Annotated in this window: 2 protein-coding genes; both read left to right on the top strand. The window is 72.7% G+C overall.

The features are described from left to right. Positions 1-171: 171 nt before the first annotated feature. The gene (locus K8638_RS41540) at positions 172-11769 is read left to right on the top strand and encodes a non-ribosomal peptide synthetase (RefSeq protein WP_255663135.1); all 11598 of its coding nucleotides are present in this window, start codon (positions 172-174) and stop codon (positions 11767-11769) included. Further along, a complete protein-coding gene (locus tag K8638_RS41535; RefSeq protein WP_370644243.1) occupies positions 11762-26428 on the top strand; it encodes an amino acid adenylation domain-containing protein in 14667 nt (4888 codons plus the stop codon). Before K8638_RS41540 ends, K8638_RS41535 begins: the two co-directional genes overlap by 8 nt. The last annotated feature ends 3 nt before the right edge of the window (positions 26429-26431 follow it).

Here is a 26431-nt window from a genome sequence, read left to right as displayed (position 1 = left end):
CCGGTGCGGGAAGAGCGCGCTCTCGTCGTCCGCCTCGACAGCCAAACCAGCATTTCGGGCTTTAGCCGCCTAGCTTGCGCGCCGCTCACCAGCGACGATATCCAGGGCTCCCCCTCGGCGAACATGGCACCTTCCTCCGCGCGAACCCCCCCGGCTGCGACCCTTCTGGAGTTGCTCGAAACCCGCGCTCGTACGCTCGGAGAGCAGCCCCTCTACACCTTCCTGGAAGATGGCGGCGACGACACGGTCCTGAGCTATGCGGCGCTGGATCTGCGTGCGCGGCGCATCGGCGCGGCGCTCCAGTCGCTGGCGCGGGCAGGCGAGCGGGCGGTGCTCCTCTATCCTCCGGGCCTGGAATACGTCGCGGGCTTCTTCGGCTGCCTGTACGCCGGGCTGGTCGCCGTGCCCGCGTACCCTCCAGACCCCTCGCGGTTGGACAGGACGCTGCCGCGGCTGCGAGCCATCATCCGTGATGCCCGTGCGAGTGTCGTGCTCACCACCGCCTTCATCCAGGAGATGGGGGAGGGACTCTTCGAGGGCGCGCCGGAGCTGGCGGCGCTGCGCTGGGTGGCCACGGACGCGCTCCCCGACGGGACGGAGGCGGGCTGGCAACGTCCGGACCCGCGGTGGGACACGCTCGCGTTCCTCCAGTACACGTCCGGTTCCACGGGCGACCCGAAGGGCGTGCGGCTCAGTCACGGAAACCTGCTGCACAACCTGGGGCTCATCTCCCACGCGTTCGAGGTCCGTGACGACAGCGCCGGTGTCATCTGGCTGCCGCCGTACCACGACATGGGCCTCATCGGCGGCATCCTCCAGCCGCTGTACGCGGGCTTCCCCGTGGCGCTCATGTCGCCGCTCGCGTTCCTCCGGCGCCCGCGCTTCTGGCTGGAGTCGCTCACGCGCTTCGGCGGCACCATCAGCGGCGGTCCCTGCTTCGCCTTCGACCTGTGCGTGCGCAAGGTTCCCCCCGGTGAGCGCGAGGGCCTGGACCTGCGCCGCTGGGAGCTGGCCTTCTGCGGCGCGGAGCCCATCCGCCCGGAGGTGATGTCGCGCTTCGCCGAGGCGTTCGCTCCCGCCGGCTTCCAGGCGGGCGCGTTCTATCCCTGCTACGGACTGGCCGAGGGCACGCTGATCGCCTCGGGAGGACGGAAGGGCGGCGGCGTGCTCACGCGGAGCTGGGACGCGGCGGCGCTGGAGCGCAACGAGGCACTGGAGGCTCCCGAAGGCTCCGGCTCGCGCCCGCTCGTCGGATGCGGCCGGACGATGCCGGACCAGACGCTGCTCGTCGTGGACCCGGACACGCGGCGCGCGTGCCCGCCGGAGCGGGTGGGGGAGATCTGGGTCTCCGGGCCGAGCGTGGCCCATGGCTACTGGGAACGGCCCGAGGAGAGCGAGGCCACCTTCGGCGCGACGCTGGCGGACGACGCGAGCGGGCAACGCTTCCTGCGCACGGGTGACCTGGGGCTGCTGCGCGACGGTGAGCTGTTCGTCGTGGGCCGGCGCAAGGACCTCATCATCCTGCGCGGGCGCAACCTGCACCCGCAGGACCTGGAGCTGACCCTGGAGCGCAGCCACCCGGCGCTGCGGCCGGGCTGTGGCGCGGCGTTCTCCATCGAGGTGGGCGGCGAGGAGCGGCTCGCCGTGATGTACGAGGTGGACCCGCGCAAGGCGTGGACGCCGGAGGACGTGGTGGCCGCCGTGCGCCGAGGCCTGTCCGAGGCGCACGAGGTGCAGCTCCACACGCTCGTCCTCATCGAGCCGGGCGCCCTGCCCAAGACGTCCAGCGGGAAGATCCAGCGCCGCGCGTGCCGGGCGGAGCTGCTCGCCGGAACGGCCCGGGCGCTGCTGACCTGGAGCGAGTCGGACGCGGGTGGCGCGGAGGCGCCGGAGCGCGCGGGGACTCCGGGAGAGATGGCTCCTCCGGCGCCGTCCACCGTCGAGGAGCTGGAGGCGTGGCTGCTGGCGCGGATCGCCAGCCGGCTTCGCGTCCGTCCGGAGTCGCTGGCGCGCGACGTGCCCATCACGTCCTTCGGCCTGGACTCACTGGGCGCCGTCGAGCTGGCGAACGACCTCGAATCCCTGGGCACCGTCCTCCGGATGGAGGTCCTGCTCCAGGGGCCCACCGTGGCCGAGCTGGCACGCAAGGTCTTCGAGGCGCGTGGAGCGGCGGCGCTTCCGGAGCTGGTCCCCGGGACGGGTGCCGAGCCGGCCCCGCTCACCTCCGCGCAGCAGCGGCTGTGGCTCTTCGAGCAGCTCGAGCGAGGCAATCCGGCGTACCACCTGCCCGCCGCGGTGCGGCTCACCGGGAAGCTGGATGAGCCAGCGCTGCGGTCCGCCTTCGAGGCGATTACCCAGCGGCACCTCGCCCTGCGCGCGGTGTTCCGCGAGGAGGACGGTACGCCCTCGCAGATCACCCGGCCCGAGGTGTCACCCTGGTTTTCGCGCGTGGACCTGCGCGCGGTCCCCGTGGCCGGGCGCGAGGAAGCGGCGCTCCGGCTGGCACGGGAGGCGGCTCGCGCACCCTTCGACCTCACGAAGGGGCCGGTGCTCCGGACCACGCTGATCCAGCTCGACGAGCACGAGCACCTGCTCGTGGTGGTGATGCACCACATCGCCTCGGATGGAGGTTCGTTCGCCATCCTGGCGCGTGAGCTGAGCGCGCTCTACGCGGCCTGCACGGCGGGGCGCGAGGCCACGCTGCCACCGCTGCCCCTCCAGTATCCCGATTTCGCGCGCTGGCGCCGGGAGCGCGACGAGGAAGCCGCGCGCTCCGCCTCGATGGAGTGGTGGAAGCAACGGCTCGCGGGAGCTCCCGCCGCCCTGGAGCTTCCGGTGGATCACCCGCGCCCGCCCATGCCGTCCTACCGGGGCGGACGGATCTCACTGCACATCCCCGAGCCCCTCACCGCCCGGCTGGAGGCGCTTGGCCGGGATGAGGGCGCCACGCTCTTCATGACGCTGCTGGCGGCCTTCCAGGTGCTGCTGGCGCGTCACTCGGGCCAGGAAGACCTCTGCATCGGAACCCCCGTCAACGGGCGGGACAGGGCCGGGCTGGAGGGGCTGATCGGCTGCTTCCTCGACCTGCTGGTCCTCCGTGGCTCCCTCGCCGGCGCCCCGCGCTTCCGCGAACTGCTGGGGAGGACGCGCGAGGTGACGCTCGATGCGTTCGCGCACCGGGGTGTTCCCTTCGAACGGGTGGTGGATGCCGTGCAGCCCGCGAGGGACCGCTCCCGCGCGCCCCTGTTCCAGGTGCTGTTCGTGCTCCAGCCGGAGCCCGGGGCGGGGCTCGCGCTGCCCGGCCTGGAGTCGCGCCGTGCGGAGCTGGACCCCGGCGCCACGCCTTATGACCTGACCCTGTCCCTCGCGCGCGGCGCGAACGGGCTGGAGGGCTGGCTCGAGTACGCCACGGACCTCTTCGAGCCGGCCACCGCCGCGAGGATGGCGCAGCGGCTCCAGGTGCTGCTGGACGCCATCGCCTCCGGCCCGGATCAGCGCGTCTCCGCGCTCTCGCTGCTGCCGGAGGCCGAGCGGCGCCAGCTGCTGGTGGACTGGAACGACACGCGCACGGACTTCCCGGATGCGTGCATCCACACGCTCATCGAAGCGCGGGCCGCGCGGGCTCCCGAGACGGTCGCCGTGCGCTGCGGGGACGAGGCGCTCACCTGGCGCGAGCTGGACCGGCGGGCCAACGCGCTGGCGCGGCGGCTGCGCGAGCAGGGCGTGGGGCCGGAGTGTGTGGTCGGCTTCTGCGCGGACCGCTCGGTGGACCTGGTGGTGGGACTGCTGGGCATCCTCAAGGCCGGCGGTGCGTACCTGCCGCTGGACCCCGCGTACCCGGAGGCGCGGCTGGCCCTCATGCTGGAGGACGCCGCGGCGCCTGTCGTCCTCGCGCACCGGCACCTGGCCTCGGCGTTCCAGGCCAGCGGACGTGCCGTGGTCCTGCTGGATCCGCCGGGCGGGCCCGAGGAGGCGGACGCCGCTCCCGCTTGCGGCGTGGGCCCCGGCAACCTCGCGTACATCCTCTACACATCCGGCTCCACCGGCCGCCCCAAGGGCGTGCTGATTCCGCACCGCAACGTCGTCAGCTTCTTCGCCGGCATGGACGCACGCATTGGCGCCACGCCGGGCACGTGGCTCGCGGTGACGAGCGTGTCCTTCGACATCTCCGTGCTGGAGCTGCTCTGGACGCTGGCACGCGGCTTCAAGGTCGTCGTGCAGGGCGAGAAGGGCGCCCTGGCCGCCGAGACACTTCCCACGCTGATTCGCGGGCACGGGATTACCCACCTGCAGGTGACGCCCTCACTGGCCCATGCACTGCTGCTGGAGCCCGACGCACCGGGCGCGCTCGCGGGCCTGGAGCGGATGCTGGTGGGCGGCGAGGCGCTGCCCATGGAGCTGGCCGCGCGGCTGAGGGACACCGTGGGCGGTGCGCTCCTCAACATGTACGGTCCCACGGAGACCACCATCTGGTCCTCCACGCACCGCGTGGGCACGGAGCAGGGGACGGTCCCCATCGGGACGCCCATTGCCAACACCTCCCTCCTCGTCCTGGACGCGGGGCTGCGGCCCGCTCCGGTGGGCGTGCCCGGCGAGCTGTTCATCGGCGGCGCGGGAGTCGCCCGCGGATACCACGCGAGGCCGGAGCTGACGGCGGAGCGTTTCCTGCCGGACCCGTACGGTGACGTCCCCGGTGCGCGGATGTACCGGACGGGAGACCGCGCGCGCTGGCGGGCGGACGGCACGGTGGAGTTCCTGGGCCGCGTGGACCACCAGCTCAAGGTCCGCGGCTTCCGCGTGGAGCCTGGTGAGATTGAAGCCGCGCTGGCGAGGCACCCCGGAGTCGGACAAGTCGTGGTGGTGGCACGGGAGGACGTGCCCGGTGGCGCGCGACTGGTGGCGTACGTCGTGCCCCAGCCCGGTGCGGCGTTGTCCGAGGACGCGCTGCGGGCCTTCGCGCGGCAAGCACTTCCCGAGCACATGGTGCCTTCGGCCATCGTGCGGCTCGACGCGCTCCCCCTGACGCCCAATGGGAAGGTGGACCGCAAGGCGCTTCCCGCTCCGGAGGGCGTGCGTGCCGCGGCCCGGGAGTACGTCGCTCCAAGGACGGAAACCGAGCGGCGCCTGACGGAGCTGTGGTCGTCGCTGCTGGGCGTGCGGCAGGTCGGGGTGGAGGACGACTTCTTCTCGCTGGGCGGTGACTCCATCCTCGCGTTGAGGATCGTTGCACGGGCCCGGCAAGCGGGCCTCCACCTGACGGCGCGACAACTCTTCCAGCACCCGACGGTGGCCGGGCTGGCCCAGGTGGTTGGGAACGCAGGCCCGGTGGCGGGATGGGCACGGGACGAGGCCGGCACGGCGGGCACGGCGCTGTCGCCCGTCCAGCAGGGCCTGCTGTTCCAGGTGTTGCTGGAGCCGGGGACGGAGGCGTACTTCGAGCAGCTCAGCTGGACGCTCGCGGGGCCGCTCGACGTGGACGCGCTCCGGCGCGCCTGGGCGGTCGTGGTGGAGCGCCATGGCGCGCTCCGCACCTCGTTCAGGTGGCAGGGCCTGGAGGCGCCGCTCCAAGTGGTGCACGCCCAGGTGGCGCTGCCCTGGCTCGAGCAGGACTGGCGGAGTGTCCCGGCGGACGAGCAGCGCCGCATGCTGGAGGACTTCCTGCGTGACGACCGCGCGCGGGGCTTCGACCTGACCCATGCACCGCTGCTGCGGCTGGCGCTGATCCGCCTCGAGGAGGGGAGCTGGCGGTGCGTCTGGAGCTTCCACCACCTGCTGCTGGACGGCTGGAGCATCGCGCGGGTGCTGGGGGAGGTCCTGGACGCGTATGGGGTGCTCGCGAGCGGCGGGACGTGGCGGCCCTCCGCCGCCATGGACTTCCGCGCGTACGTCGAGTGGCTGAAGCACCGGAGGCCCGAGCAGGACGAGTCCTTCTGGCGCGATCAGCTCGCGGGAATCGACTCGCCCACGCCGCTGCCGGCGGAGGGCGGCACCCCGGCCACGCGTGAGACAGGGGAGTGCGAGGTGTCGCTGGACGAGGCGGACACCTCGGCGCTCCAGGACTTCGCGCGGCGCCATGGTTTGACGCCGAGCACGCTGGTGCACGGGGCGTGGGCCCTGCTGCTGTCGCGGTATGGCGGCGGCGCGGACGTCGTCTTCGGAACGGCACTCTCGGGACGGCCGGCGGAGCTGCCCGGCATCGACGAAGCAGTGGGACTGTTCATCCACTCGCTCCCCGTACGCGCGCGGGTGCGCCTCTCGGAGAAGCTCGTGCCGTGGCTGCGCGAGCTGCACGCGGTGTTGATGGAGTTGAGCCAGCGCGAGCACGTCCCGCTCCCTCTTCTCCAGGGGTGGAGCGAGGTCCCCCGGGGCGCACACCTCTTCGAGAGCCTGCTGGCGTTCGAGAACTACCCGCTGGACTCCGCGCTCACTCGAGGCGCGGCCGGGCTGGAGGTGCGCGACGTCCGCGTCTTCGAGCGCACGCACTACCCACTGACCGCCGTGGCCCTGCCGGGCCGCACCCTCCGGCTGAAGCTGCAGTACCGCCTGGAGCGCATCCAGGAAGAGGCCGCCGCGAGGTTGCTGAAACACTGGCGGACCCTGCTGCGCGGGATGATCGCCGAGCCGGAGCAGCGCCTCGGAGACGTGTCCCTCCTCTCGGAGACCGAGCGCCGGCGGGTGCTGGTGGAGTGGAACGCCACCCGCACCGCGTACCCGCGTGCGGCCACCGTGCACGCGCTCTTCGAGGCTCAGGCGGGGCGGATGCCCGAGGCCGTGGCGGTGGTCTACGGCGGCGCCGCGCTCACCTACGCGGAGCTGGACCAGCGGGCGAACCGGCTGGCGCATCGGCTCCACGCGCTCGGTGCTGGACGGGGCTCCACCGTGGGGCTCTGCGTGGAGCGCTCCGCGGAGCTCGTCGTGGGGATGCTGGCCATCCTCAAGGCGGGAGCGGCCTACGTACCGCTGGACCCGGCGTATCCGCGCGAGCGGCTGGCGTGGATGCTCGCGGACGCGGGTGCGCCGGTGCTGCTCACCCAGGAACGGCTGCGGGGCACGCTGCCCGTGGAAGGTGTGCGGGTGCTCGCGCTGGACGGGGAGGGCGTGCTCGACGGGATGCCGGCCACGGCTCCGGAGTCAGGGGCCGGCGCGGAGGACGCGGCCTACGTCATCTACACCTCCGGCTCCACCGGCACGCCGAAGGGAGTCTGCGTGCCTCACCGGGCGGTGGTGCGCCTCGTCGTGGAGACGGACTTCATCCAGTGGTCGCCGGACGACCGTGTCGCGCAGGCCTCCAATGCCTCGTTCGACGCGGCCACGTTCGAGGTCTGGGGGGCGCTGCTCAACGGCGCGCGGCTGGTGGGCGTGGACCGGGAGACGGCGCTCGCCCCGAGGGCCTTCGCCACGTGGCTGCGCGAGCAGGACATCCGCGTGCTGTTCCTCACCACGGCGTGGTTCAACCAGGTCGCGGCCGAGGTGCCGGACGCCTTCCGCGGGCTGAGGCAGCTCCACTTTGGAGGCGAGGCGGTGGACCCGAGGCCGGTGCGCCAGGTCCTCCGCGAAGGGCCGCCGGAGCGCCTGCTGCACGTCTACGGCCCCACGGAGAGCACCACCTTCTCCACCTGGCACCTCATCACCGAGGTACCGGAAGGAGCGACGACCCTGCCCATCGGCCGGCCGCTCGCGAACACGGAGCAGTACGTGCTCGACGTGGCCCTGGCGCCGGTGCCGCCGGGAGGCGTGGGGGAGCTATGGCTGGGTGGAGACGGGCTGGCGTGGGGCTACCTCGGCCGGCCGGAGCTGACGGCGGAGCGCTTCGTGCCGCACCCGTTCAGCACGACGCCGGGCGCGCGGCTGTACCGCACGGGTGACCGGGTCCGGCTCCTCCCTGACGGCGCGGTGTCGTTCGTCGGGCGCGTGGATACGCAGGTGAAGGTGCGCGGCTTCCGCGTGGAGCCGGGCGAGGTCGAGGCGGCGCTGCTGCGGCACCCCGAGGTGCGGCAGGCCGCCGTGCTCGCGCGCGAGGATGCCGTGGGTGGCTCGCGGCGCCTGGTGGCGTACGTGGTCCCCTCGGCGGAGGGGGCCGCGCCTCCGTCCCCGGCCGTCCTGCGGGAGTTCCTCACCGAGCACCTGCCCGCGTACATGGTGCCCTCCGCCTTCATGGTGCTGGAGCGGCTGCCGCTGACGCCCAATGGCAAGGTGGATCGGCGCGCGCTGCCGGAGCCCACGCGCTTCGAGTCCGCGGAGGAGACGTCCGCGGGCTCCGCCGCGCCCCGGGGACCCGAGGAGGAACTGCTCGCCGGACTCTTCGAGGAACTGCTCGGCGTCTCGCACGTCGGTGCCTACGACAGCTTCTTCGACCTGGGTGGGCACTCGTTGCTGGCCACCCGCGTCGTCGCGCGCATCCAGGCCACCTTCGGCGTGTCCCTGTCATTGAGAGACCTGTTCGAGGACCCCACGGTGGGGCGGCTCGCGGAGCGCATCCGAGCGGCCCGCCAGGCGAACGGGGCCGTGCGACTCCCGCCCATCGTCCCCGTGCCGAGGGAGTGCCCCCTGCCGTTGTCCGCGATGCAGGAGCGGCTGTGGTTGCTGGAGCAGCTCCAGCCGGGCACGGCGCTCTACAACGTCGTCTGGGCGGCATGGCTGGAGGGACCGTTGGACGTGCCCGCGTTCGAGCGCGCGCTGTCCGCGCTGTTCCGCCGCCACGAGGCGCCACGGACCACGTTCTCGAGCCACGCGGGAGATCCGGTGCAGGTCATCCACCCGGAGGTGCAGGTCTCGCTGCCAGTGGTGGACCTGCTCAACGTGGCCGAAGCGGAGCGTGAAGCAGAGGCCCTGCGCGCCGCCTCCGAAGAGGCCCGGCGTCCGTTCTCCCTGGCCGATGGGCCGCTCTTCCGCGCGCTGCTGCTCCGCACGGGGGAGACGAAGCACCTGCTCGTCCTGACGCTGCACCACATCATCTCCGACGGCTGGTCCCTGGGCGTGGTCACCCGTGAGCTGGCCGCGCTGTATGGGGCGGAGCTGCACGGGCGCCCCTCGCCACTGCCGGAGCCCTCGCTCCAGCCCGCGGACCATGCCGTGTGGCAGCGCGAGTGGCTGAAGGGCGAATCGCTGGAGGCGCAGCTCCGCTACTGGCGCAAGCAGCTCGCGGGGGCCCCGCCCGTCCTGGAGCTGCCCACGGACTTCCCGCGCCCGAGCCTCCAGCGCTTCCGGGGAGACACCCTCCGCGTTCACCTGCCCGCCGAACTCTCCGAGCGCTTTCGTGCCCTCTGCCGCCATGAGGGTGTCACGCCCTTCATGGGCCTGCTGGCCGCGTTCCAGCTCCTGCTGTCCCGCGTGTCGGGGCAGGAGGACGTGTGCGTGGGCTCGCCCATCGCCGGCCGTCACCACCCGGGCCTGGAGGACTTGATTGGCTTCTTCGTCAACACGCTGGTGCTGCGCACGCGGCTGGGGGGCAACCCCACCTTCCGCGAATTGCTCCACCAGGTGCGTGAGACGACGCTGGATGCGTATGCCCACCAGGACGTGCCCTTCGAGAAGCTGGTGGAGGCCCTTCAGCCTCCGCGCAGCCTGAGCCACGCGCCACTGGTGCAGGTGGTGCTGGCGCTCAACGAGGGAACGCGGTGGGATGCACCCGAGGGCCTCGCCATGCGTCCGGTGGAGCTGGCCTCCGGTACGGCGAAGTTCGACCTGACTCTCTCGCTCTTCGACTCCCCGGATGGACTCTCCGGGACGCTGGAGTACGACGCGGACCTCTTCACGCCGGCCACGGCCTCGCGGCTCATGTCCCAGTTGCGCGTGCTGCTGGAGGGCGCGGTGGCGGATGCCGGTCAGCGCGTGGGCGACCTGCCGATGATGGACTCGGCGGAGCGCCAGCGCCTGCTGGTGGAGTGGAACGACACCCGGGCCGAGTACCCGCGCGAGGCCTGCCTCGCCGAGCTGTTCGAGGCGCAGGCGGCGCGGACGCCCGACGCGGTGGCGGCCGAGTGCGTGGACTCCCGGCTCACGTACGGCGAGCTGGACCGGCGGGCGAATCAGCTCGCGTGGTACCTGCGCAAGCACGGCGTGGGGCAGGGGACACCGGTGGGCCTGTGCGTACAGCGCTCGCTGGAGCTGGTGGTGGGGATGCTCGGCATCCTCAAGGCGGGCGGCGCGTACGTGCCGCTGGACCCCACGTACCCACGCGAGCGGCTGGCATTCATGGTGGAGGACACGCGCCTGCCGGTGGTGCTGGCGCAGCGGTCGGTGCTGGAGCTGCTGCCCTCCGGAAGCGCCACGGTGGTGCTGCTGGACGAGGCCTGGAGCGACGTGGCGCGCGAGCCGGAGTCGTCTCCGAGCATCCGGGTGCCGGCGGAGTCGCTGGCGTACGTCATGTATACCTCAGGCTCCACGGGACGGCCCAAGGGCGTCTGCGTTCCGCAGCGCGCGGTGGCGCGGCTGGTGCTCGGGAGCCGCTTCGCGCGGTTCGGACCGGAGGAGGTGTTCCTCCAGCTCGCGCCCATCTGCTTCGACGCCGCCACCCTGGAGCTGTGGGGGGCGCTGCTGCACGGGGCGAGGCTGGTCCTCTTCCCACCGACGACACCCACGGTGGACTCGCTGAAGGACGTGCTGGTCCGCCATGGCGTGACGACGCTGTGGCTGACGGCCGCGCTCTTCGAGGCCATCTCCGCCGCCCGGCCGGACGCGCTGGACGGGGTGCGCCAGCTCCTGGCGGGCGGTGACGTGCTTCCACCAGCGGTGGTGCGTGAGCGGCTCGCGCGCGGCGGCATCATGGTCAATGGCTACGGGCCCACGGAGGGCACCACCTTCACCTGCTGCCATGTCATGGAGGGCTCCATCGCCGACGGCCCGGTGCCCATCGGCAGGCCCATCGCCAACACGCGGGTGTACGTGGTGGACCGCGGCCTGCGGCTGGTGCCTCCGGGTGTGCCGGGCGAGCTGCTCATCGGCGGCGACGGGCTCGCGTGGGGCTACCTCGGGCGGCCGGAGCTGACGGCCGAGCGGTTCATCCCGGATGCCTTCGGACCGGAGTCGGGCGGGCGGCTGTACCGCACGGGAGACCAGGTCCGCTACCGGGAGGACGGGACGCTGGAGTTCCTCGGGCGGATGGACGCGCAGGTGAAGGTGCGCGGCTACCGCGTGGAGCCGGGCGAGGTGGAGGAGGCGCTGCGCAAGCACCCGGCAGTGGCCGAGGCGGTGGTGGTGGCGAAGCCGGACCCCGCCGGTGGCAAGCGGCTGGTGGCCTATGCCGTCCCACGGCATGGGGAGACGCTGGAGCCCCGCGCGCTGCGGACCTTCCTGGCGGAGTCGCTGCCGGAGTTCATGGTGCCCTCCGCGCTGGTGCCGCTGGCGGCGCTACCGCTGACGCCGGTGGGCAAGCTGGACCGGGCGGCGCTGCCGGAGCCGGATGTGGCCCGCCCGTCAGGGAGCACCTTCGCGGAGCCCACCACGGCGCTGGAGCGCCGGCTGGCGGAGCTGTGGGCAAAGGTGCTGGGCGTGGAGCGGGTCGGTGTGGAGGACCACTTCTTCGCGGACCTGGGCGGCAGCTCCATGTCCGTGGTCAAGGCGTGCGCGCTGCTCCGGGACGAGCTGAAGCGGGACGTTCCGGCAACGCGCTTCTTCGAACATCCGACGGTCCGAGCCTTCGCCATGTCCCTGGAAGGGGACGGCGAGGTGACGGACTCACGGGACAACGAGGCCCACGTGGATCGCGCCCAGCAGCGGCGGCAGGCGATCCGGCGTCAGGGCCGGCGGGGGAATCACGGCAATGGCTGAGGTCGATGACATGCAGGGCGAGGACACCGGGAACGACATCGCGATCATCGGCATGGCGGGGCGCTTCCCCGGCGCCACGAGCCTGATCGAGTTCTGGAGCAACCTCCGGAGCGGCGTGGAGTCCATCTCGTTCTGGTCCGAGGCGGAGACCGAGCGCTCGCCGCTCATCCCCGAGGAGCTGTGGATGCACCCGCGCTTCATCCGCGCCGGCGGCATCCTCGAAGGGGCTGACCACTTCGACCACAACTTCTTCGATGTCCCGCTGCGCGAAGCGCAGTGGATGGACCCGCAGCAGCGCGTCTTCCTCCAGTGCGCCTGGGCGGCGCTGGAGGACGCGGCGTATGACCCGTCCCGCTACAAGGACCGCATTTCGCTCTACGCGGGCGCGGGCTCCAGCGGGCACCTGCTGTCCCTGCTGAGCGAGGCACGCAAGGACGCGGGGGCGGTGCTGGACCTGGCCACCGCCGGCCCGGAGAGCCTGGCGATGAAGGCGTCCTTCAAGCTCCAGCTCCGGGGCGAGAGCGTCGCCGTCTACACCGCCTGCTCCACGAGCCTGGTCGCCATCCACATGGCCTGCCAGAGCCTGCTCACGCGGCAGTCGGACATCGCGCTCGCGGGAGGCGTGCGCATCGCCAGTCCCCAGCGGACGGGCTACCTGCACCAGGAGGGGCTCATCTACTCGCCGGACGGGCACTGCCGCGCCTTCGACGCACGGGCCGCCGGCACCGTGGCCGGCAACGGCGTGGGCGTGGTGGTGCTCAAGCCGCTGGCGGACGCGCTGCGCGACGGGGACCACATCCGCGCGGTCATCAAGGGCTCCGCCGTCAACAACGACGGCCAGCAGAAGGTCGGCTACACCGCGCCCAGCATCGAGGGGCAGGCCGAGGTCATCGCGGACGCGCTGGCCTATGCGGGGCTCGGGGGCGATGACATCGACTACATCGAGGCCCATGGCACCGGTACGTCGCTGGGCGACCCCATCGAGATTGCCGCACTGACCCGCGCCTTCCGGAAGACGACGGAGCGCCGGGGCGACTGCGCCATCGGCTCGCTCAAGACGAACCTGGGCCACCTGGACGCGGCGGCCGGCGTGGCGGGGCTCATCAAGGTGGTGCTGTCGCTCGAGAACGAGGAGCTGCCGCCGAGCCTCCACTTCGAGCGTCCCAACCCGGAGATCGACTTCGAGAAGAGCCCCTTCTTCGTCAATACGGAGCTGAGGTCATGGGAGCGCGGTGGGAGGCCGCGCCGGGCGGGTATCAGCTCCTTCGGCATCGGCGGCACCAACGCCCACGTGGTGGTGGAGGAAGCGCCCGCGGCACGAAAGGAGCGGCGGAGTGCTCGCCCCTTGCAACTCGTGACACTGTCCGCGCGCACCCCTTCGGCCCTGGAGGTGATGTCGCGGGCCCTGGCGTCGCACGTGGAGAGCAGTCCGTTCCTCGACCTGGAGGACGTGGCCTTCACGCGCAACGTGGGACGCCACGCGTTCGAGCATCGGCGCACCGTGGTGGCGGCGAACAGGCTCGAGCTGGCGGAGCGGCTGCGCAACACCACCGCGGTGGAGGCCGGCCGCAACCGCCGCGTGGCCTTCCTCTTCCCCGGGCAGGGCGCTCAGGCGGTGGCCATGGGCCGCGAGCTGTACGCGGCCGAGCCGGGCTTCCGCAAGGACGTGGACGCCGCGCTGGCCCGGCTGGAGCCGGCCCTGAAGGCGGAGGTGCGCCTGCTCCTGCTGGCCACGGAGGAAGAGGAGGCCGCCTCCAGGAAGCTGACGGACCCACGCGTGGCGCTGCCCGCGCTCTTCATCGTCGAGCACGCGCTGGCCCGGATCTGGATGTCCTGGGGCATCCGGCCCCACGCGATGCTGGGGCATAGCTATGGCGAGTACGCGGCGGCCTGCGTGGCCGGCGTGCTGTCGCCGGAGGACGGACTCCGGCTCGCGGTGGTACGCGGCGCGCTGATGGCCCGGATGCCCCCGGGGGCGATGCTCGCGGTCGGGCTGAAGGAAGAGGAGGTCCTTCCGCTCCTCGTGGACGGAATCTCGCTGGCGGCGGTGAACGGCGCGGGCCGGTGCGTCGTCTCGGGCCCCGTGGACGCCATCGCGCGGCTGGAGGGCGAGCTCTCCGGCCGTGGCGTGGGCGTGGTGCGCCTGCCCGCCGCGCACGCGTTCCACTCCAGCGCGGTGGAGCCGCTGATGCCGGACCTGGCGCGCGCGGTGTCCGCGCTGCGTCTCAAGAAGCCGGAGATGCCCTTCGTGTCCAGCCTCACCGGCACGTGGATCCGCCCGGAGGAAGCGACCGACCCCACGTACTGGGCCCGGCAGATGCGCCAGCCGGTCCGCTTCGCGGCGGGCCTGGAGGTGCTCATCGCGGAGGGGTGCAGTGTCCTGCTGGAGGTGGGGCCGGGGACGGACCTCACGTCGCATGGCCGCTACCACGCACGGCTGAACAAGCGGGTGCTCGCCGTTCCTTCCCTGCGCCGTCGCCGCTCGGAGGGAGACTACCTCGGGCTGCTCCAGACGCTGGGCGACCTGTGGTGCGCGGGCGTGGACGTGGACTGGGAGAAGTTCCACGGCGTGGACTCGTGCCGCCGCGTCCCGCTGCCGACGTACCCTTTCGAGGAGAAGCCCTGCCGGCTGGAGTCCCAGGCGCTTCCCGTGTTGCCGCGAGCCGCGCCGGCCGTGGAGGCGAAGCCCGCCGAGGCCGCCATGATGGCCGAGTCGCTCGCGGCCGCGGCGGTTCCCGTGCCTCCCACGTCCGTGGGGGAGATCCAGCAGCGCGTGATGGAGATCTGGCGCGAGCGGCTGGGGCCGGTGGAGATCGGCCCCAACGACGACTTCCTGGAGCTGGGGGGCAACTCGCTGATGGCGGCGCAGATGCTGACCCGCCTGCGCGAGACGTTCTCCGTGCAGCTCCCGCTGAGCGCGCTGTTCGAAGCGCCCACCGTGGCGGGCATCTCCGCGCGCATCGAGGCGATGCTGCAGTCGACCTCCCCGGCCGGCGGCGCGATGGCGTCGGAGGTGATGTTCCGCATCGACCGGAGTGGCGAGCTGCCGCTGTCGGTGGTGCAGGAGCGCGTCTGGCGGATGGAGCAGCTCGACCCGGGCAACCCGTCCCTCAACATGCCCCTGGCGGTGCGGCTCACCGGGTCGCTCGACGTGGCGGTGCTGGAGCGGAGCGTCAACGAGGTCATCCGCCGGCATGAGATTCTGCGCGCGACATACACCGTGGAGCAGGGGCGCGTGCGCCAGCACTTCGCCTCCGAGCTCCGCATCCAGGTGCCGGTGGTGGACCTGCGGGAGTACGCGGGCGACCGCGAGGCGGAGGCGCTGCGGCTGGCGCTGGATGAGGCGGTGCAGCCGTTCTCCCTGGAGCAGGGCCCCATCGTCCGCGCCCGGCTGCTGCGGCTGGCGGAGACGGACCATCTGATGCTCCTGACGGTGCACCACATCGCGGCGGACACGCTGTCGCTGGTGGCGTTCTTCCGCGAAATGGCGGTGAACTACCAGGCGTTCAGCGAGGGCAAACCGGCGCCGCTGCCGGAGCTGGCCGTGCAGTACGTGGACGCGGCGGCCTGGGAGCGCCGCTCGCTGGCCGGAGGCGCGCTGGCGCACCAGGAGGCCTACTGGAAGGAAGTGCTGGCGGACCTGCCTCCCTCGCTGGAGCTGGTATCCGACCGGCCGCGAGGCGCGGCCTCCCACCTGCGCGGGGCCCGCTTCCCCGTGGTCTTCTCGCGCGAGCTGAGCGCCGCGCTCTACGCGTTCAGCCACCGCGAGGGCGTGACGCCCTTCATGACGCTGCTGGCCGCGCTCTCCTCGCTGCTGGTCCGCTACTCGGGGCGCGAGGACATCGTGGTGGGCACGCCCGTGGGCAACCGCGCCCGGGGCGAGCTGGAGCCGCTCATCGGCTTCGTGGCCCACGCCATGGCACTGCGCACGGACGTGTCCGGCGACCCGTCGTTCCGCGAGCTGGTCGTCCGAGCGCGAGAGACGACCATCGGCGCGTCCAGCCATCAGGACGTGCCCTTCGAGCACGTGCTGCCCATGGTTGCGCCCGGACGCGACCCGGCTCAGCAGCGGCTCTGCGACGCGGCCCTCGTGCTGCACGGACTCAACGCCGCGGCCACTCCGTTGGTGCCGGGGCTCGAGCTGAAGCTGGTGGAGGTGCCGGGAACGCCCGCGCAATTCGGCGCGACCCTGGGCGAGATGACGCTCCTCCTGCACGAGAGCCAGAGCGGCATCTTCCACGGCTTCATCGAGTACGCCACCGAGCTCTACGATGAGGCGCGCATCGCCCGGCTGGCTGGGCACCTGGAGACGCTGCTCGGCGCGGCCCTGGCCAATCCGGAGCTGCGGGTGTCCCGACTCCCGCTGGCGACGCTCGGCGAGCGTGAACTGATGGCGCGACCAGGCGCGGAGTCTTCGGCGCCTGGACTGGCGACGCGTGTCGCGCCCCCTGGCGAGCGCGAGCTATCGGAGGGGACCGCGCCCGGACTCCTGGAGCGGCTCGCAGCGCGGGTGGACAGTGCGCCGGATGCGGTGGCGCTCAGTGCCGGAGCGCGCCGCCTGACCTGGCGTGAGCTCGCGGAGCGGGCCCGAGGACTGGCCGCCCGGCTGCGGAAGGAGGGCGTGGGTCCTGAAGTGCCCGTGGCCCTGCGCCTGGAGCCCTCGGTCGAGTCAGTCGTCGCGCTCTGGGGCGTGCTGGAGGCCGGCGGTGCGTGCCTCCCTGTCTCTCGTGGCGAGGTGCTGGAGCTGGCGTCTCTGCTCCCGGCCAGTGGCCCGAGGGTGCTGCTGGTAGCCCGCCTCGGAGAAGCCTCCGGGGTCCCGGTGGGCGTGCGTGTCCTGACCGTGGAAGGTGAGGCCGGTGATGTGGCCGCCGCTGGCACCGTGCCCCCCGAGCGGCTGGCATTCATCGTGCCCGCGCCCGAGGCGCTGGGCGGACGTGGCCGCGTCATGCTGACCCATCGCAACGTCGCGCACCTGCTGGCGTCGCTGGACGCGCGGGTGGGGGCGGGCGAGGGCGAGGTGTGGCTGGCGGCGGGCGGGCCCGCGTCGGACCCGACGGGACTGGACCTGCTGTGGGCCCTGGCGCGCGGAATGCGCGTCGTCCTCCCTCCCGAGCGGCTGGCCGCGCGCTTCGCCGTCCTCGGACGGAAGCCGGACATGCGCCGGCCCATCGACTTCAGCCTCTCCTACTTCGCCAACGACGAGGACTCGCTGGGCGAAGAGAAGTACGAGCTGCTCATCGAAGGCGCGAAGTTCGCGGATGCGCACGGCTTCTCCGCCGTCTGGACGCCGGAGCGGCGCTTCCACTCGTTCGGTGGCTTGTACCCGCAGCCCTCGGTGATTGGCGGCGCGCTCGCGATGCTGACGCGCAACGTGCAGATCCGCGCGGGCAGCGTGGTGCTGCCGCTGCACGACCCCATCGAGGTGGCCGAGCAGTGGTCCGTGGTGGACAACCTGTCGCACGGGCGCGTGAGCCTGTCGTTCGCCACGGGGTGGCACGCGAATGACTTCGTGCTCTCGCCGGACACCTTCGCCCGCCGGCGCGAGGTGCTCCTCGAGCGGCTGGAGGAGCTGCGCCGCCTGTGGAGGGGCGGCACGGTGAAGCGCCGCAACGGCGCGGGCAACGAGGTGGAGCTCGCGTTGCGCCCGAAGCCGAAGCAGGCGGAGCTGCCGGTGTGGCTGACGTCCACCGGAAACCCGGAGACGTTCCGCAAGGCCGGCGAGGTGGGCGCGAACATCCTCACCAACGTGCTCGGGCTGGGCTCCAGCCTGGACGAGCTGGCGGTGAAGGTCGCGCTGTACCGCGAGATGTATCGCAAGTCGGGCGCGCCGGGACGTGGCCATGTGGCGCTGATGCTCCACACCTTCCTCGGCCAGGACATGGACGAGGTGCGCGCCGCGGTGCGCGAGCCGCTCAAGCGATACTTCCAGAGCTCGGTGGACGTCTTCGCCAGCCTGGTCGGCAGCCAGGGCCTCCAGGTGGACGTGCGCGGTCTCACGCCAGAGGACATGGAGGTCATGCTCGAGCAGGGCGTCGAGCACTACCTGAAGGATGGCGGCCTGTTCGGCACGGTGGAGGACTGCGAGCGCATCGTGGAGCGCGTGCGCTCCCTGGACGTGGACGAGATTGCCTGCCTCGTCGACTACGGCGTGCCGCTGGAGCCGAGCATGTCCAGCCTGCGCCGGCTGGCCGTGCTGCGGGAGCGGAGCCAGGTGCGGCCCCTGCCCGAGGAGGCGGTGCTGGCCGAAGGCGATGCCGGCCTGGGCGACCTGCTGGAGCTCGTCCGGGGCGAGGGCATCACCGCGCTGCGGTGCGCGCCGTCACAGGCACGCGCGCTCGCGGAGCTGCCCGGCGCCGATGCGGCACTGGGCGGGGTGCGCTTGTGGGTGCTGGGCGGTGAGTCCCGGCCCGCGAGTGGAACGGACGCTCCATTCCTCTCCACCTCCGCGAGGAGGGTGGAGCTGGAGTCCTCACTGGTGGGCGCGGCCTGGCCGACCCACCACACCGCGCCCGTGTACCTGCGCGATGCCTCCGGCGGCCCGGTGCCTGTGGGTGTCGTCGGAGAGCTGGCGCTGGGTGGAACCGCCATTCCGCGCGGCTTCTGGAACGACCCCGAGGCTACCCGTGTGCGCTTCATTCCCGTGCCGGGTGCCGGCCCGGACGAGCGGCTCTTCCTGACCGGCCAGCACGCCCGCCTCCGCAATCCGGGAGAGCTCGAGCTGGTGGTGCCCTCGCACGCCACGAAGCCCCGTCATCCGGCGAAGGCTCGCGGCACGGTGGCACCCAAGCCCAAGGGGGTCGCGCCCGTCGCGCCGCCCCCAGTGGTGCCCGCCGCGACGGCGACGCCGGTGGCGCGCGTCTCGCGTGACGAGCCGCTGCCGCTGTCCTTCCCCCAGCAGCGCATCTGGGCCCTGAGCCAGCTCGACCCCAACGGCATCGCCTACAACAACACCGTCACCCTCCGTCTGGACGGCGCGGTGAGCGTCCCGCTGCTGGAGGCGGCGCTGAACGAGCTGGTGCGCCGGCACGAGGTGCTGCGCACCACCTTCGCGCTCGCGGAGGGCGGCGCGCATCAGGTCATTGCTCCGTCCATGCCCCTGGTGCTGGAGCAACTGGAGGCCAGGGGTTCGAGCACGGAGGAGCGCGAGGCCACGGCGCTGCGGCTGGCGCTCGCGGAGGCTCGCCGCCCGTTCGACCTGGTGCACGGGCCGGTGATGCGCGCCGTGCTGATCCGGATGGGTGATGCGGCCTCGGTGCTGCACCTCACCATCCACCACATCGCCTCGGACGGCTGGTCCAGCGGCGTGTTGTTCCGCGAGTTGGTCACGGTCTACGAGTCGCTGGTGGCGGGCCGTCCGTCGCCGCTGCCCGAGCTGCCGGTGCAGTACGCGGACTACGCGGTGTGGCAGCGCAGCTGGCTGCTCAGTCCGGCAGTGGAGGCCCAGCTCGCGTACTGGAAGCAGCAGCTCGCCGGAGCCCAGGTGCTGGAGATGCCGACGGACCGCCCGCGCCCCGTGCGCTGGTCGGGCCGGGGTGGGCGCCTCCAGGTTGCCGTGCGCAAGCCGCTGGTGGACGCGCTCTGGACGCTGGGGCGCCGTGAAGGCGCCACGCCCTTCATGGTGCTGACCGCGGCATTCCAGACGCTGCTGCACCGCTACTCGGGCCAGGACGACATCATCGTCGGTACCTCCGCCGCGGGCCGCAACCGGCCCGAGCTGGAGGGGCTCATCGGCTGCTTCCTGAACACACTCGCCATCCGAGGGGACCTGTCGGGCGCGCCCACGTTCGTGGAACTGCTCCGCCGCGTGAAGGTGGCGTCCATCGGGGCCTACGCCCACCAGGAGATTCCGTTCGAGCGGCTGGTGGACGAGCTGCGCGTCCCGCGCGACCCGAGCCGCATGCCGCTGGTCCAGGCGATGCTGACGTTCCACAACACGCCGCCGGTGGAGGTCCGCACGCCGGGCCTCGGCGTGAAGATGATCGAGCTGGACATCGGCGCGACCAAGGTGGACCTGTCGCTGGAGCTGCGCGACACGCAGGACGGCCTCACGGGCGCGCTGGAGTTCGCGGCCGATCTCTTCGAGCCAGCGACGGCGCAGCGCCTCTGGGAGCGCTTCGTGCGACTGCTGGAAGGCATCGCGGCCGACCCGGCCCAGCGCGTGGCCGAGCTGCCGATGCTGTCCGAGTCCGAGCGTCACCATCTCCTGGTGGCCTGGAACGACACGCGAGAGCCCTTCCCCTCGGAGGCCTGCATCCACGAGCTCTTCTCGGCCCAGGCGGCGCGGACGCCGGACGCCGTGGCGGTGGTGGCAGAGGGACAGCGCCTGACGTACGCCGAGCTGGAGACGCGTGCCAACCAGCTCGCGCACCATCTGCGCTCGCTGGGCGTGGGGCCCGAGGTGCGGGTGGGCCTGTGCGCGGAGCGGTCGGCGGAGCTGGTGGTGGGGCTGCTGGGCGTGCTGAAGGCGGGCGGCGCCTTCGTCCCGCTGGACCCTGCGTATCCCAGCGCTCGGCTGACCTACATGATGCGGGACGCCGGGCTGTCGGTGGTGGTGACGCAGGGGCATCTCGAGGACGAGCTCCCCGCCACCCATGAGCTGCTGGTCTCGGTGGACACGGAGTGGAGCCACATCGCCCGGAACCCCACGGAGGCGCCGCGCTCCGGCGTGCCGGCGGAGGGACTGGCGTACGTCATCTACACGTCGGGTTCCACGGGGACGCCCAAGGGCGTGCTGGTTCCGCACCAGGGCCTCTGCAACACGGTGCGCGCGGTCATCCGCGCCCATGGCGTCGGCCCCGGGAAGAGGGTGCTCCAGGCGGCGGCGCTCGGCTTCGACGCGTCCGTGCTGGAGGTGCTGTCCACGCTGGTGGCCGGGGCGGAGCTGCACCTTGCACCGCGAGAGTCGCTGCTGCCAGGAGCGCCGCTGCGCGAGGTGCTGGAGGCACGCGGCATCACCACGGTGACGCTCACGCCGTCGTCGCTGTCGCAGCTGGAGCCGGAGGGACTGCCCGCGCTGGAGACCGTCATCTCCGCGGGCGAGGCCTGCACGCCGGAGCTGGCGCGGCGCTGGAATTCGGGGCGGCGGCTGCTCAACGGCTATGGCCCCACGGAGGCCACGGTCTGCGCGACTGTCTCCACGGAGCTGGACGTGGAGCGCCCGGACATCGGGCGACCCATCGCGAACATGCGCGCGTACGTGCTGGACGGGCGGGGCCAGCCCGTGCCGCCGGGAGTGCCGGGCGAGCTGTACCTCGGTGGCCCTGGCGTGGCGCGGGGCTACCTGGGGCGGGCGGAGCTGACGGCGGAGCGCTTCGTGCCGGACGCGTTCTCCGGTGAGGCCGGTGTGCGCCTGTACCGGACGGGCGACCGCGTCCGATACCGCGCGGACGGCCGGCTGGAGTACCTGGGCCGTACGGACCACCAGGTGAAGGTGCGTGGCTTCCGCATCGAGCTGGGTGAGGTGGAAGCGGCGCTCCGCCAGTATCCCGGAGTGAACGACGCGGTGGCCACGGTGCGCGAGGAGCCACCGGGGACGAAGCGGCTGGTGGGCTACCTCGTGCGGGCCCCGGGTGACGCGGCCGCACTGGACGTCACCGCGCTGCGCGCCTTCCTGAAGGAGCGGCTGCCCGAGCACATGGTGCCCGCGGCCTTCGTCGCGCTGGAGACGTTGCCGCTGTCGCCCGCGGGGAAGGTGGACCGGGCGGCGCTTCCGGCGCCGGACTCCGCGCGCGTGGGGCAGGGGAAGACCTTCGTCGAGCCTCGCACCGACGCGGAGAAGAGGCTGGCGGCGCTCTGGGCGCAGGTGCTCGGCGTGGAGCGCGTGGGCCTGCACGACAACTTCTTCGAGCTGGGCGGCGACTCCATCCTCGGCATCCAGATTGTCTCCCGCGCGAAGGCGGCGGGGCTGGCGCTGGAGCCGGCCCAGCTCTTCGAGAAGCAGACGCTCGCGGAGCTGGCCGCCGCGGCGGGCGAGGCCAGGGCCGGCACGGCGGAGCAGGGCGTGGTGGTGGGCCCTGTCCCGCTGACGCCGATGCAGCGCATCTTCTTCGACGAGTGGGCGCTGCCGGAGCCGCACCACTACAACCTGGCGGCGGTGCTGGAGGTGCGCCGGCCGGTGGATGCCGCGTTGCTGGAGCAGGCGCTGCGGGCGCTGGTGGCCCATCACGACGCGCTCCGCCTGCGCTTCACGCGGACGGCGGCTGGCTGGCATCAGGAGTGTGCCCCCGTGCCCGAGCGCATCCAGGTGCGGCGCGTGGACCTGTCGTCCGTGCCGGAGGCGGAGCAGGGCGCGGCGCTGGAGGCCGTGGGAGCGGAGGTCCACCGGAGCCTGAACCTGGGCGAGGGGCTGTTGCTGCGCGCGGTCCTCTTCAACCGGGGAGCGGGCCGGACGGGACGGCTGTTGCTGGTGGTGCACCACCTCGCGGTGGACGGTGTCTCGCTGCGTCCGCTGCTGGAGGACCTGGAGACGGCCTACACCCAGCTCGAGCGGGGAGCCCCGGTGGTGCTGCCGGCCAAGACGACGTCCTTCAAGTCGTGGGCGGAGCGGCTGGTGGAGCACGCGCGCTCGGAGGAACTGGCCCGCGAGCTGCCGCTCTGGAAGGCGGCGGGCGATGTCCCGTCCCTGCCGGTGGACCTGGCGGGAGGCGAGAACACGCCGGGCTCGGAGGCGCTGGTGACGGTGACGCTCGGCGAGGCCGAGACACGGGCACTTCTGAACGAGGCGCCCACCGCGTACCGCGCGCGCGTGGACGAGGTGTTGCTCGCCGCGGTGGCGCGGGCCATCTCGCACTGGACCGGCGGCCGGAAGGTGCGGCTGGAGCTGGAGGGCCATGGCCGCGAGGCGCTGTTCGCGGACGTGGACCTGTCACGCACGGTGGGCTGGTTCACCAGCACGTTCCCCCTGGAGGTGGAGCTGCCGGAGGGGGGCAGCGCGGGTGACGGGCTGAGAGCCCTCCGCGACGCACGGCGGAAGCTGCCGGCGAACGGCATCGGCCATGGCCTGCTGCGCTACCTGCGGGAGGACACGGCCGAGGTGCTGCGCGCGTCCCCGCGCGCCGAGGTGGGCTTCAACTACCTGGGACAGCTCGAAGCGGCGGCCCGGGGCTCGGAGCGCTTCGCCCTCACGGAGGAGCCGAGCGGCGCGTGGCATGGCCCGGGAGGCCGCCGGCCCCACCGCATCGAAGTGAACGCGGTGGTGAGTGACGGCCGGCTGAAGGTGGTCTGGGCCTACAGCTCCAACCTGCACGCACGAGCCACCATCGAGGCCGTGGCCGCCCGGTTCCTGTCCGCGCTGCACGAGCTGGTGGAAGGCCGGGGCACGCCGGACGCGGCACGCCGGTCGCCCGGAGACTTCCCGCTGGCCCGCCTGACGCCCGCGTCCCTGGAGCGCCTGTTGCGGCAGTACCCCGACGTGGAGGACCTGTACCCGCTCACCTCGCTCCAGCAGGGCATGCTCTTCCACGCGGCGCTGGCGGCGCCCGGCTCGGGGGTCTTCCACGAGCAGCTCTCGTGGACCTCGCGCGGCCGGGTGGACCTGCCCGCGCTGCGGCGCGCCCTGGCGGAGGTCGTCGCGCGCAACGCCGTCCTGCGGACGTCGTTCATCCACGAAGGGCTGCCCGAGCCCCTTCAGGTCGTCCATGCGAAGGCGGCGCTGCCCTGGACGGAGCATGACCTGCGTGGGCTCTCCGCCGAGGAGCAGCGCGCGCGGCTGGAGGCCATGGTTCGCGAGGACCGCGCCCGAGGCTTCAAGTTGTCCCCGGCGCCCCTGGCGCGGATGGACGTGGTGCGCCTGGAGGAAGGCGCGTACCGGTTCCTCTGGAGCCACCACCACCTGGTGATGGACGGGTGGGGCGTGGGCCTGATGCTGCAACAGGTCTTCGCCATCTACACGGCGCTCGTGGAAGGCCGGGAGGCCGCGCTGCCGCGCCCGCCGGCCTGGCGCGACTACATCGCATGGCTCCAGCGGCAGGACCTTGCGCGGGCGGAGGCGTTCTGGCGGAAGGAGCTCGCGGGGTTCAGCGCGCCGACGCCGCTCCCCGCCGCCCTGCCAGCGGCGCCGGGAGTGGAGGCGGCCGTCACCGGGGAGGAAATCCTGTGGTTGCCGCCCGAGGCCACCTCGGCGCTCCAGGCGTTCGCCCGGCGGAATGGCATCACCCTCAACACGCTGGCGCAGGGCGCGTGGGCGCTGCTGCTCGGCCGCTACGCAGGAGAAGAGGACGTCGTGTTCGGCGCCACCGTCTCCGGGCGGCCGGTGGACCTGCCCGACGCCGAGTCCATGGTGGGCCTGTTCATCAACTCGCTCCCGGTCCGGGTGACGCTGCCCCAGGGAGCGCCGGTGGTGCCGTGGCTCCAGGGACTCCAGGCGCGGCAGCTCGAGATGCGCAGGTACGAGCACAGCCCGCTGGTGCAGGTGAAGGGCTGGAGCGAGGTGCCGCGCGGCCTGCCGCTCTTCGACAGCCTGCTCATCTTCGAGAACTACCCGCTCGACACCTCGTTGGGGCAGCGCGTCCCGGGGATGGAGGTGCGGGACGTGCACAGCCAGGAGCATGGCAACCATCCGCTCATCGCCTACGTGGTGCCCGGCGAGAAGCTGCGGCTGAGCCTGTCCTACGCGCCCGCGCTCTTCGGGGCGGAGACTGTGGCACGACTGCTGTCTCACTGGCGGACCTTGCTGGAGGGCCTCGCCTCCGGAGCACAGCGGCTCGGCGACGTGCCGATGCTGCGCGAGGAGGAGCGCCGCCGCGTGCTCGAAGCGGGCCGAGGACCGGAGGCTGTCTTCGACACGGAGGCGAGCCTCGGCGCGCTCTTCGACGCGCAGGTGACGCGCACGCCGGACGCTCCGGCCCTGCTGGCGGGCGACACACGGGTGACGTACCAGGAGCTTTCCGCCCGCGCGGAGCGGCTCGCGCGCCGCTTGCGGCAACTGGGCGTGGGACCGGAGTCGCGCGTGGCGGTGTGCGCGGACCGCTCGGTGGAGATGGTGGCGGGCGTGCTGGCCGTGCTGAAGGCAGGCGCGGCCTGGGTGCCGCTGGATTCCGCGTATCCCCGCGAGCGGCTGACATGGATGGTGGAGGAGAGCCGCCCGGTGGTGCTGCTCGCCCGGCGTCACCTGTCGGAGCGGCTGCCTCCCCACGGCGAAATCCCCGTGCTCTGGCTGGAGGACGATGGAGCGGAGGCCGGTGAGCCGTTGCCTCCCACTCGCGGTGGCGACGCGCTCGCGTACGTCATCTTCACTTCCGGCTCCACGGGCAGACCCAAGGGCGTCATGGCCACGCACCGCGCGACGCTGAACCGCTTCGCGTGGATGTGGCGTGCCTTCCCGTTCGATCCGGGCGAGGTGTGCGCCGTGAAGACGGCGCTGAGCTTCGTGGACTCGGTGTGGGAGGTGCTCGGGCCACTGCTGGCGGGCGTGCCCGCGGTGCTGCTGCCGGACGACACGGTGCTGGACCCGGTGCGGTTGGTGACGGCGCTGGAGTCCCATGGAGTGACGCGGCTGGTGCTCGTGCCGTCCCTGCTGCGGGCGCTGCTGGAGGTGCCGGAAGTGGGACGGCGGCTGGCGCTGTTGCGCACCTGGATGACGAGTGGTGAGCGGCTGCCCGAGGAGCTGTCGGCCCGGTTCCGCGAGCGGCTACCTCACGCGCGGCTGCTCAACCTCTACGGCTCCTCGGAGGTTGCCGCGGACGCAACGGCCACCGAGGTGGGCCAGGGCCCGGTGTCCATCGGCCGCCCCATCGACAACCTGCGGGCGTACGTCCTGGATGGGGCGCTGCGTCCCGTGCCGGAGGGTGTGCGCGGTGAGCTGTACGTGGCGGGGCACGGGGTGGCTCGCGGCTATCTGGGCCGGCCGGACGCGACGGCGGAGCGCTTCATCCCGGACCCGTTCGCAGCCACGCCCGGCGCGCGGATGTACCGCACGGGAGACGTGGTCCGGTGGCTGCCGGACGGCACGCTGGAGTACCTGGGCCGGGCGGACGACCAGGTGAAGGTGCGTGGCGCCCGCGTCGAGCCCGGTGAGGTGGAGGCGGCACTGGCCCAGCACCCGGCGGTGGCTCGCGTCGCCGTCGTGGCACACGAGGCGTCGCCCGGGGAGGCCCGGCTGGTGGCATGGGCTGTCCTGAAGCCGGGGCAGGCACTCGACGCCGCCGCGATGCGCGCGTTCCTCAAGGAGCGGCTGCCGGACTTCATGGTGCCGTCCGCCTTCGAGGCGCTGGAGGCCCTACCGCTGACGCCGAGCGGGAAGGTGGACCGGCGCTCGCTCCGGGCTCGCGCGGCCCCCACGGGCAATGCCGCCGCGGAGTACGTGGCCCCCGCGACGCCGGAGGAACTGGCGCTGGCGGGCATCTGGTCGGAGCTGCTTGGCCGGCCGCGCATCGGCGCGAGGGATGACTTCTTCGCGTTGGGAGGCCACTCGCTGATGGCGGCGCGGATCGTCTCCCGCGTGCGCGAGGCCCTGGGCGTGGAGCTGCCGCTGACGGCGGTCTTCGAAGCGCCCACGCTGGCTGGAATGGCGGACGTGGTGTCGCGCCTCGCGGGCTCGATGAAGGAGCTCGCCGGGGCGCCGATTGCCCGGGTGTCAAGAGAGCTGGACCCGTCCGCGCTGGAGCAGCTGTCGGACGAAGAGCTGGACGCACTGCTGGACGCGACCGAGGTGGAGAGCTGAGTC

Origin of the sequence: Myxococcus sp. RHSTA-1-4 (assembly GCF_020037125.1) — a bacterium.
Lineage (GTDB): Bacteria > Myxococcota > Myxococcia > Myxococcales > Myxococcaceae > Myxococcus.
This window is presented reverse-complemented; position numbering and strand designations above follow the sequence as displayed.